The 9,073-nt window shown below is 72.9% G+C and carries 12 protein-coding genes; 7 read left to right on the top strand and 5 right to left on the bottom strand.

The genetic code is table 11. The features are described 5' to 3' along the window. Positions 1-351, bottom strand: a 351-nt coding sequence (locus VR44_RS28685) for a PPOX class F420-dependent oxidoreductase (protein WP_052713866.1), incomplete at its 3' end; no start/stop codon positions are given. 130 nt (positions 352-481) lie between these two features. On the opposite strand from VR44_RS28685, the gene VR44_RS28680 reads away from it, so the two are divergent. The 3 genes from VR44_RS28680 to VR44_RS28670 all read left to right on the top strand — a co-directional run bounded on the left by VR44_RS28680 (position 482) and on the right by VR44_RS28670 (position 1,812). Beyond that, complete coding sequence (locus tag VR44_RS28680) at positions 482-865, top strand: winged helix-turn-helix transcriptional regulator (protein ID WP_045950521.1); 384 nt, start codon at positions 482-484, stop codon at positions 863-865. 86 nt (positions 866-951) lie between these two features. After that, positions 952-1,542, top strand: coding sequence for a VanZ family protein (locus tag VR44_RS28675; protein ID WP_063778981.1), 591 nt, complete (start codon positions 952-954; stop codon positions 1,540-1,542). 57 nt (positions 1,543-1,599) lie between these two features. Continuing rightward, on the top strand, positions 1,600-1,812 hold the full coding sequence (locus tag VR44_RS28670; RefSeq protein ID WP_045950520.1) for a PspC domain-containing protein: 213 nt from the start codon (positions 1,600-1,602) through the stop codon (positions 1,810-1,812). A 66-nt stretch (positions 1,813-1,878) separates the two neighbouring features. On the opposite strand, the gene VR44_RS45355 is transcribed toward VR44_RS28670, so the two are convergent. The 3 genes from VR44_RS45355 to VR44_RS28655 form a co-directional block, all read right to left on the bottom strand. Beyond that, positions 1,879-2,643 (bottom strand): hypothetical protein, encoded by a 765-nt coding sequence (locus VR44_RS45355; RefSeq protein WP_045950519.1) that lies wholly within the window; start codon positions 2,641-2,643, stop codon positions 1,879-1,881. A gap of 129 nt (positions 2,644-2,772) precedes the next feature. Further along, positions 2,773-3,045 (bottom strand): hypothetical protein, encoded by a 273-nt coding sequence (locus VR44_RS28660; protein ID WP_045950518.1) that lies wholly within the window; start codon positions 3,043-3,045, stop codon positions 2,773-2,775. 139 nt (positions 3,046-3,184) lie between these two features. Next, the gene (locus VR44_RS28655) at positions 3,185-4,333 is read right to left on the bottom strand and encodes an adenosine deaminase (protein ID WP_045950517.1); all 1,149 of its coding nucleotides are present in this window, start codon (positions 4,331-4,333) and stop codon (positions 3,185-3,187) included. Positions 4,334-4,446: 113 nt separating this feature from the next. On the opposite strand from VR44_RS28655, the gene VR44_RS28650 reads away from it, so the two are divergent. From VR44_RS28650 to VR44_RS28635, 4 genes are all read left to right on the top strand, one after another. Further along, complete coding sequence (locus tag VR44_RS28650; protein WP_045950516.1) at positions 4,447-5,166, top strand: alpha/beta hydrolase; 720 nt, start codon at positions 4,447-4,449, stop codon at positions 5,164-5,166. Between the two features lie 111 nt (positions 5,167-5,277). Continuing rightward, complete coding sequence (locus tag VR44_RS28645) at positions 5,278-5,643, top strand: cupin domain-containing protein (protein ID WP_045950515.1); 366 nt, start codon at positions 5,278-5,280, stop codon at positions 5,641-5,643. 296 nt (positions 5,644-5,939) lie between these two features. After that, positions 5,940-6,908, top strand: coding sequence for a helix-turn-helix transcriptional regulator (locus VR44_RS28640; RefSeq protein WP_245692388.1), 969 nt, complete (start codon positions 5,940-5,942; stop codon positions 6,906-6,908). Between the two features lie 560 nt (positions 6,909-7,468). Further along, positions 7,469-8,164, top strand: coding sequence for a hypothetical protein (locus VR44_RS28635; protein WP_045950513.1), 696 nt, complete (start codon positions 7,469-7,471; stop codon positions 8,162-8,164). Between the two features lie 16 nt (positions 8,165-8,180). Here the strand turns inward: VR44_RS28635 and VR44_RS28630 are convergent. Further along, a partial coding sequence (locus VR44_RS28630) for a LysR family transcriptional regulator (protein WP_045950512.1) occupies positions 8,181-9,073 on the bottom strand: 893 nt, incomplete at its 5' end.

The raw sequence follows: 9,073 nt of genomic DNA, 5'->3' as shown, positions 1-9,073 counted from the left end.
GTCCTGTCCGAGGTAGTGCCGTGACAGCTCGCGCGGCAGTTCCTTGTGCGGGTCCGGCAGCAGTTCGGCGGTACCCCGTACCTCCACGGACCGGTAGGGGTTCTCGCGGTCGTAGACGGTCAGGCTGATGCGGGGGTCGCGGGCGAGGTTGCGCGCCTTCTTGCGTCCCGCGGTGGTGGAGAAGACCACGTCGTCCCCGCGCCTGCCCACCCAGACGACGGAGGTCTGGGGGCCGCCGTCGGGGTTCAGCGTCGCCACGACGGCGAAGTTCCGGCCGTCGACCAGTTCCCTCACCGCCTCGTCCAGCGCCACCGTCGCGGGAAGCCCTTCCGTGCTGCCGGCGTTCCTCACTCGTCGTCCCTCGCCTCTCGTCGGGCCTGCGGATGGGCGCGGGCCTGCCTGCGGGCCGGCCTCGCGGAGCACTGACGTGCACACCGCTCATCCTCGAAGAGGGCGCCGCACAACGGAAGAAGGCACATTTATGTCACGTACTACCGCGTGCACGGCACAGGAGGGCGTGGGCCGGGAGGTCTGCACGGTCCTGGACGTGCTCGGCAGGGTGAGCGGCAAGTGGAGTCTCGGCGTCCTGAGCGAGACCCTCCACGGCCCGGTCCGCTTCTCCGCCCTCGAACGGTCGCTGGCCGGCATCAGCCGCCGGATCCTCACCCTCACGCTGCGCGAACTGGAGGAGGACGGCCTGCTGGTCCGCACGGTGCACCCGACGGTGCCGCCCCGGGTGGAGTACGCAGCCACCGACGCGGCGCGCGAGCTCTACGAGCGGCTCACCGGTCTCGCCGACTGGGCGCGGCGGCATCCGGAGGCGGCCGCCGCCGGGCGGCGGCCGGGCGGGGCGGGGGCCCGCTGACCGGGGGCGGCCGTACGGGCCGAGACGGCCCAAGACGGGCCGGGCCGACCGGAACCGGCGCCGCCGGGGGTGGCGTCCTCGGTGGTGTGCACCGTCATGAGGGCAGCGGCAGCGCCGCCACCGCCACACAGCTCCCGGTCCGTCCCCGGCTCCTGAGCGGGGCCCTGCTGGCCGCGCACCTGCTGGTCGTCGGATGGCTCACCCTGAGTCCGCTGGACGTGCCCTGGGCGGCCGCCGCGAACCTGTCCCCGCTGGAGGGGATCCGGGCGGACCTGGCGCTGGGGCCGCTGGAGGCCGCGCGGCGGATCGGCGAGGGGCTGGCGCTGCTGGCCCCGCTGGGGGTGCTGCTGCCGCTGGCGGGGGGCCGGCTGAAGCCCGGGGCGCTGGCCGCGTGGTCCTCGCTGGTGCGGACGGCGGCCGCGGCCGTACTGATCTCGCTGGGCATCGAAATGCTCCAGACGGCGGTCCCGGGGCGGGTCCTGGACGTGGACTCCCTGCTGCTGAACACCGCCGGGGTGGTGCTCGTGCACGTGGCGGTCGTACCGGTCCTGCGGGCGAGGCTGCGCAGGCCCCTGACCTCCCCGGACGCCGGGCCTCAGGGGAACACCCCGAGAATTCCCAGGGTCGGGCTCGGCCCGTGGACCGACGTCCTGTCGGCCGTGCCGCGCGAGTATTGATCCATCGCGCCAGGCAATTACGGAAAGCGCGCGAATCCCGATGCGAAGGAGAACACCATGAGCGCGCTGACCCGCCCCCGTGACGGACGGCTGATCGGCGGCGTCTGCGCCGGACTGGCGAAGCGGTTCGGAATGAAGGCCCGCACGATGCGGCTCATCTTCGTCCTGTCCTGCCTGCTGCCCGGCCCCCAGTTCCTGGTCTACCTGGCACTGTGGCTGCTCATCCCGAACGAGAAGTCCGGCGTGGGCGCCGCGAGCACCGCCTGGTAGGAATCGCGATGCCGACCCGCCCGCGCTCGCGGCCGGCTCGGGTCTCCGGCCGCGTTCAGGCCGGAATCAGCCGGCCTTGCGGACCTTCTCCAGCTGCTTGTCGGCGACTTCCTGCGGGACCGCGGCCTTCTGGCCGGCGGCCGCCACGTTGAGGGCCATCAGCCGTACGACGCTGGACCCCTCGCGGACGACGACCAGGTGGACCTGGGCCGAGACGCCTTCGGCGGCGGCGGTCGTGGTCCAGCTGACGCTCTCGTCACCGGCGGTCCTGAACGGGACCGCCTTCACGTCCCGGTAGGTGCCGGTCTGCTTCTGCACGGTCGCGGTGAAGCCGGAGCCGCAGGCCGCGACGGCCTCGCGGAGCCGGGAGACGACCTTCTTGGCGTCGCTCTCGTCGTAGGAGCTGACGGAGGCGGAGACGGCGAGGCCGACCTGCTTCTGGGAGCCGATGCCCCGGTTGACGGTCTCGTGCGCGGCCGGGTCGGGCTTGTCGCCCATGATGTCGGCGAGCGGCTGGCAGGCCTTCTTGTCGGCCTGCGGCTGGCCGGTGGGGGCGCTCGGGTTCTTGCCCTGCGCCGAGACCTGGTAGCCGGGGAGGTCGCCCTGTTCGAGGGCGGACCGCTCCAGGCGGGCGTCCTTGGCCTTGGGGGCCGGGGAGGCGGCGGGGCCGGGTGCGCCGGAGGGGGCGGCGGCCGCGGAGCCCTTGGGGTCCGGGCTCTTGGCGGGCGCGGCCGCGTCCGTGCCGCTGCTGCAGCCGACGGCTCCGAGGAGCAGCGCGGGGAGCAGCGCGAACGTCGTGGCGGGCGCCTTGAATCGTGCCGTGATGCGCATGACCGGACCTCATACCCCGTAAGTCGGCGGGCAGTTGGTGGTGATCGTGGCACACCGCGCCGCGTGGCGCACACCGCCTCGAAGGGGTGTGCGCCAGGCGTACGGGCGTGTGGTCCGCGGGGCGGACGACTAGCCGAGGGCGCCGCCGAGGCCGCCGAGCGCGGGGACTCCGCCGAGCAGCTGGTTCACGGGGGCGGCCGGGTCGCTGGCCTGGCCCTCCTGGCCCTGCTGGGCCGCGTCCGTCTGGTTGGTGATGGAGCTGGTGGCGCTGGTGACGGTGCCGAGGGCGTCCGTCAGGTTCGGGGTGGGGAGCGCCGAGGCGGAGGCGGTACCCGCGGCACCCGCGGCGAGGGCGGCACCAATGACAGCGACACCGAGGGACTTGGCAGCAGACTGCTTCATGAAAAATCGTCCTTGCGACGGGGAATCGAGCGGCTCCGCAAACTAGTCACTTCAAACCCCGTCCCGCAAACATCCTTAAATACGAGAAAGCACCCGGAGGGCCATTCCTCCGGGCGCTTTCCCTGGGTCATTCCGTGGCCTAGGCCGATACAGATCCGCTGGTGGAAGCGGTCTGACGGAAAAGCCACTCGGACTTCAGCTCTGCATAGCCGGGCTTGATCACGTCGTTGATCATCGCCAGTCGTTCATCGAAAGGAATGAACGCGGACTTCATCGCATTGACGGTGAACCACTGCATGTCGTCGAGCGAGTAGCCGAAGGCCTCGACCAGGTGCTCGAACTCGCGGCTCATGCTGGTGCCGCTCATCAGCCGGTTGTCGGTGTTGACCGTGAGCCGGAAGTGCAGCTTGCGCAGCAGGCCGATCGGGTGCTCGGCGTACGAGGCGGCCGCGGCGGTCTGCAGGTTCGAGGTCGGGCACATCTCCAGGGGGATGCGCTTGTCGCGGACGTACGAGGCCAGGCGGCCGAGCTTCACGGAGCCGTCGGCGGCGACCTCGATGTCGTCGATGATCTTCACGCCGTGGCCCAGGCGGTCGGCGCCGCACCACTGCAGGGCCTGCCAGATCGACGGCAGGCCGAAGGCCTCGCCGGCGTGGATGGTGAAGTGGTTGTTCTCGCGCTTGAGGTACTCGAAGGCGTCGAGGTGGCGGGTGGGGGGGAACCCGGCCTCGGCGCCGGCGATGTCGAAGCCGACGACGCCGTTGTCGCGGTAGCGGTTGGCCAGTTCGGCGATCTCCAGCGCGCGGGCCGCGTGGCGCATCGCGGTCAGCAGGGCGCCGATGCGGATGCGGTGGCCGTTGGCCTTGGCGCGGCGCTCGCCCTCGCGAAAGCCGTCGTTGACCGCCTCGACGACCTCTTCGAGGGTCAGGCCGGCTTCGAGGTGCTGCTCGGGGGCGTAGCGGATCTCGGCGTACACGACGCCGTCCTCGGCCAGGTCCTCGGCGCACTCGGCGGCGACCCGGAAGAGGGCCTCCTTCGTCTGCATGACGGCGCAGGTGTGCGCGAACGTCTCCAGGTAGCGCGGGAGGGAGCCGGAGTCGGCGGCGTCACGGAACCAGACGCCGAGCTTGTCGGCGTCGCTCTCGGGCAGCTTGTCGTAGCCGACCTGGGCGGCCAGCTCGATGATGGTGCCGGGGCGCAGGCCGCCGTCGAGGTGGTCGTGCAGCAGCACCTTCGGGGAGCGGCGGATCTGATCCGGGCTGGGCGTGTTGGGGGTCTCGCTCGTCATCCCGGCACTCTACTCCTACGCGCGTAGAGCAGCCCCTCGGCGGCGGGCGTCGATATGTAACAGAGACCGTACGGACGGGTGGCATACACCCGGCGGTCTGAGACTGTTCCGCCATGGCACAGCATGCGCCGCCGGCGCGCGGGGCCCGCCTGGGGCGGGCGGCCGGCGCGAACGGCCCGGAGTCGATGGTCAGTGGTGTGGTCCTCCTGCTCCCCGGGGCGTCCAGGATCGCCCCCGGTCCGATGCGCCCGCTCGCGCGGGCACTGGGCCGGGCGGGCGGGGCGGAGGGGCTGGTGGCGCACGCCGTGCTGCACGGCCCGGGGGACCGGGAGGCGGCCGCACGGTGGGCGGCGGACGAGGCGCTGCGCAGGTACGGGGACGTGCCGGTCTGCCTGGCGGGGTACGGGGCGGGGGGCCGGGCGGCGCTGCGGGCTGCGGGGCACGCGGCCGTCAACTCGGTGGTGGCGCTGGCCCCTTGCTTACCGGACGAGGTGCGCGGCGGCTCCCCTGAACCGGTGAAACAGCTCGCGGGCCGGCAGGTGCTGATCGTGCACGGGACCAACGACGCGCGCAGCGACCCGGAGTGCTCCTTCCTGCTGGCGGCCCGGGCGAAGAAGGCGAATCGTTCTACTTGCCGGTTCGAGGTGCATTCGGACGGGCACGGGCTGCGCGAGCACCGGGCGGAAGTGGTGGCGCTCGCGGTGGACTTCGTCCTCGGGGCGATGGTCTCGGGGCGGTACTCGCGGCCGGTGACGGACGCGCTGGCGGCTCCCCCGCCGCTGGGGCTGCGGATGCCGTTGGCCTCGGGGTTCGGGCGGTCGCTGCGGGGGTGAGGGGCTGCCGCCGCCAAGGGAGGTGCGCGGCGGTCGCCGCGAAGGGAGCGGGCCCCGCGCGTAGAGTGAGGAGTGGACTCGGGGCCGTTTCTCTCCGGGAGGCGATGGGTCATGGCCGGGATGGTGCGCAGGAGCTTCGACGACGCCGACGAGACGCGGCCGTTCGAGGGCGGCAAGGGGCGGCTGGACCTCCTCCAGACCGACGGCGGGGCCGTGGGGCGGGCGGTCTTCGAGCCGGGCTGGCGCTGGTCGGAGCACGTCAAGCCGCTGGTCGGCACGGACAGCTGCCAGGCCGGGCACACGGGCTACATGGTGAGCGGCAGGATGCACGTCGTCATGGACGACGGAACGGCCGAGGACTACGGCCCGGGGGACTTCATGCAGATCGCGCCCGGGCACGACGCCTGGGTGGTGGGCGACGAGCCGGCCGTCGCGCTGGACTGGACGGGCTTCGGGGACTACGCGAAGGCCAAGTAGCACGACGGCGGGGTCGGGGGCGGGCGCGGTGTCCGTCCGTGCCTGCCGCTCCGCCCCCTCACGGTCGGACGGCACCGATGGATCCGGCGCCGCCGCCCCCGGCGCGCCGTGATCCCACTGTGCCGGTTCGGCATATGCCGGACGCATGGATTCCGGGGTCGACTTGTCGCCTTGCGGAAACCTGAGGGGTTTATAAACGGTCACAGTCAGGGACGAATGGGCATATGCCAGTCGATGCCGACGGAGCCGATGGATCCGATCTGAGCCCTGCGGCCCGGCGCCTGTACGCCTTCGCCGTGGAGCGGTACGCCTTCACCGCCGCCGAGGCCACCACCGCCCTGGGCGCCCGGGCGGGCGCCGCGGTCAAGGAGCTGGCCGCCGCCCACCTGCTCCAGCGGGCCCCCGGCGACGGCCCCGAACGCTGGACCGCGGTCGCGCCCCGCGCGGCGGCGGCCCGCGCGCTGGCCCCGCTGGCCCTGCTCGTCCGGGAGACGCACGACGAGATGGACCGGCTGCGCGGGCGGCTGGAGGCGCTGGTGCCGGCGTACGAGGCGGGCACCGCACACCGGGACGACGGCGGCGCGGGACGCCTTGAGCTGGTGACGGACCTGGGGGCGGTGCGCGGGCTGATCGCCGAGCTGGTGGCGGGGTGCGAGCACGAACTGCTGACCTCCCAGCCGGGCGGCGGCCGCCCGCAGGAGACCCTGGAGGAGGCGGTCGGACGGGACGAGTCGCTGCTGGCGCGCGGGGTCCGGATGCGGACGATCTACCAGCACACGGCACGCTACTCACGGCCGACGGCAGCGTACGTGGAACGGGTGACGGCACTGGGCGCGCAGGTGCGGACCCTGGGCGACGGGCTGATGCGGATGCTGATCTTCGACGCCCGCACCGGCCTGATGTCCGTCCCGGACCGCCAGGGCGCGGCCCTGCTGGTCCGCGAGCCGAGCGTCGTCCACTTCATGACGGCGGCCTTCGAACGCTCCTGGCCGGCCGCGCGCCCCTTCCCCACGACGGTGAGCCCGGAGTCCGCCAGGTCCCTCTCGGACGAACTCCGCCAGACGATCGTCCGCCTGCTGTCGGAGGGCCTGGAGGACAAGGTGATCGCCCGCCGCCTGGGCATGTCGGAACGCACCTGCCAGCGGCACATCGCGGAGATCATGCGCGCGGTGGGAGCCAAGTCCCGCTTCCAGGCGGGGTACTTGCTGTCGGCCGCCGCAGCCGGGCGACCGGGCGAAGAGCCCGGGACCGGCTGTCCGTCCTAGCGTCAGATCAGCGAGGGCAGGATGCCGCGCGGCCACCGGCCGAGCCAGAAGGCCGCCGCCGAGGGACGCTCCTGGCGTTCGGTCGATCCGTCGTGCAGCAGGTACTCGGCTCTCCTCCCTCCGGCCCCATCTCGGCAACGCGCACGCCCGCGAGGCATACGAACGGGCACGAACGCTGCTGCATACGGGCTGAGCCCGGTCGGGACGGGTTTCCGCACGTCAACGAGTGAGCTGCGGCCTGTGTCCGCGCCCAGGCCCCGCCCCGCCGGGTCGACGGACGGAGTCCGGCGCAGCGGCGCGAAGCCGGAGAGGCGCCCCGGCGCCGAGCCGCGCGAGCGGCGCGTGAAGAAGGGGACGACTGCCGCCTGGGCATGTCGGAACGCACCTGCCAGCGGCACATCGCGGGGATCATGCGCGCCGTGGGCGCCAAGTCCCGATTCCAGGCGGGGTACTTGCCGTCGGCGACGGCGGCGTGCCGGGAGCCGGAGGAGGGGCCGGACCCCCGCACCCGCGTGGAAGGATGATCACGAATCCGGAGTCCTCGTGAGAAGGAATGACGCATGCACCGCCACTCCAAGGCCCTGTACGGGCTGCTGGCCACAGCCCTCGGGATAACGCTCACCGCCTGCGGCGGCTCCGGAGGCGACACGAAGCCCGCCACTCCCGGGGCGGGGGCAGCGAAGGGCGGTTCGGCGCTGGGCGGTTCGGCGCTGGACGAGGCGGGTCAGGCGACGCCGTCCGCGGTGCCCGCGTCCAAGAAGCCGGGATGGGGCCCGCCCCTCCCGCTGGGCCGGCCTGCGCCGGGGCTGTTCGAACCCGGGGTCACCTCCGGGGGGAAGTTCGAGGTCACGGTCTCGAAGATCGTGAAGGGCAACGCCAAGCAGGCGAAGGCCATGTACTGGGACAAGCGGACTCCCGGCGAGATCAAGGGCGACACCCCGTACTTCGTGTTCCTCTCCTACACGCTGAAGGAGGGCAAGCCGTACGTGTCCAACGCCGACCTCGGAGCCGGCGCGCTCGCCCTCGACGAGAACGGCGAGAAGGTCGCGGAGCGTCCGGTGATCCACACCGGCCTGGTCGAGGGCGGCTGCCCGTCCAACACGCCCATCTACATGGGCTGGGACGTCGGTGAGACGCACACCTTCTGCACGGTCTTCGCCGGGAACGAGTCGAAGCCCCCCACCCGGCTCTTCCTGGGCAGTGGGGGCGAGGACGAGTACACGAAGGGCACCTTCTGGGCGTGGACCGCCCAGTAGACCGGACACCCCCCGCCTAGGCCGGCGGTTCCAGTTCCGGGATCAGGCGGCCTCGGCGGGAGAGCAGGAAGCGTTTGAAGGCGGCCACCGGTGGGGTGTCCGGGTGGCCGTCCAGCCAGGCGACGCCGATCTCGCGGACCGCGCGGGGGGCCGTCACCGTCAGTTCGACCACGCCCGGGCGGGGGACCAGGGGTGGGGGCAGGAGGGCCACGCCCAGGCCCGCCGCGACCAGGCCGCGCAGGGTTTCGGCCTCCTCGCCCTCGAAGGCCACCTTCGGGGTGAAGCCGGCCTCCGCGCACAGGTTGTCGGTGATGCGGCGCAGGCCGTAGCCGGGCTCCAGGGTGACGAAGGTTTCCTCGGCGGCCTCGGCGAGGCGGATGCGCTTGCGGACCGCCAGGCGGTGGTCGTCCGGGACGACCAGGCGCAGCCGCTGCTCGTCCAGGCGGCGGCCCACCAGGTCGGGGGCGTCGGGGACGGGTGAGGTCAGGCAGAGGTCCAGCTCCCCGGCGCGGAGCTTCTCCAGCATGGCCTCGCCGTAGTTCTGGACGAGGGAGAAGCGCACCCGGGGGTGGTCGGCGCGGAAGGCGCGGATCAGGCCGGGTACGGTCTCGGGGCCCAGGGTGTGCAGGAAGCCGAAGGCGACCTTCCCGACGCCGGGGTCGGCGTCCTGCTGGACGGAGCCGGCGGCGCGGGCGATCCCGGCGAGGGCCTCCTCGGCGGAGGCGAGGAAGGTGCGGCCGGCCGTGGTGAGGGCGACGGTGCGGCCCTTGCGGGCGAACAGCGAGACGCCCAGGTCCTGTTCGAGGCGGACCATCGCCCGCGACAGGGTGGACTGCGGTACGCCCAGCTCCTGGGCGGCGCGGGTGACGTGCTCGTGCCGGGCGACCGCGACGAACTGGGCGAGGCCTG

It is taken from the genome of Streptomyces katrae (genome assembly GCF_000966975.1).
In the GTDB taxonomy this organism is placed as follows: Bacteria; Actinomycetota; Actinomycetes; order Streptomycetales; family Streptomycetaceae; genus Streptomyces; species Streptomyces katrae.
Note: the sequence above shows the minus strand (reverse complement) of the source record. Positions and strands in the feature narration are given on the sequence as shown.

What these genes read in the sequence shown, in the direction of transcription:
- VR44_RS28680 (WP_045950521.1), top strand. Translation starts at nt 482, where the DNA reads ATGTCACGTACTACCGCGTGCACGGCACAGGAGGGCGTGGGCCGGGAG.
- VR44_RS28670 (WP_045950520.1), top strand. Translation starts at nt 1,600, where the DNA reads ATGAGCGCGCTGACCCGCCCCCGTGACGGACGGCTGATCGGCGGCGTC.
- VR44_RS45355 (WP_045950519.1), bottom strand. Translation starts at nt 2,643, where the DNA reads ATGCGCATCACGGCACGATTCAAGGCGCCCGCCACGACGTTCGCGCTG.
- VR44_RS28660 (WP_045950518.1), bottom strand. Translation starts at nt 3,045, where the DNA reads ATGAAGCAGTCTGCTGCCAAGTCCCTCGGTGTCGCTGTCATTGGTGCC.
- VR44_RS28655 (WP_045950517.1), bottom strand. Translation starts at nt 4,333, where the DNA reads ATGACGAGCGAGACCCCCAACACGCCCAGCCCGGATCAGATCCGCCGC.
- VR44_RS28650 (WP_045950516.1), top strand. Translation starts at nt 4,447, where the DNA reads ATGGCACAGCATGCGCCGCCGGCGCGCGGGGCCCGCCTGGGGCGGGCG.
- VR44_RS28645 (WP_045950515.1), top strand. Translation starts at nt 5,278, where the DNA reads ATGGCCGGGATGGTGCGCAGGAGCTTCGACGACGCCGACGAGACGCGG.
- VR44_RS28635 (WP_045950513.1), top strand. Translation starts at nt 7,469, where the DNA reads ATGCACCGCCACTCCAAGGCCCTGTACGGGCTGCTGGCCACAGCCCTC.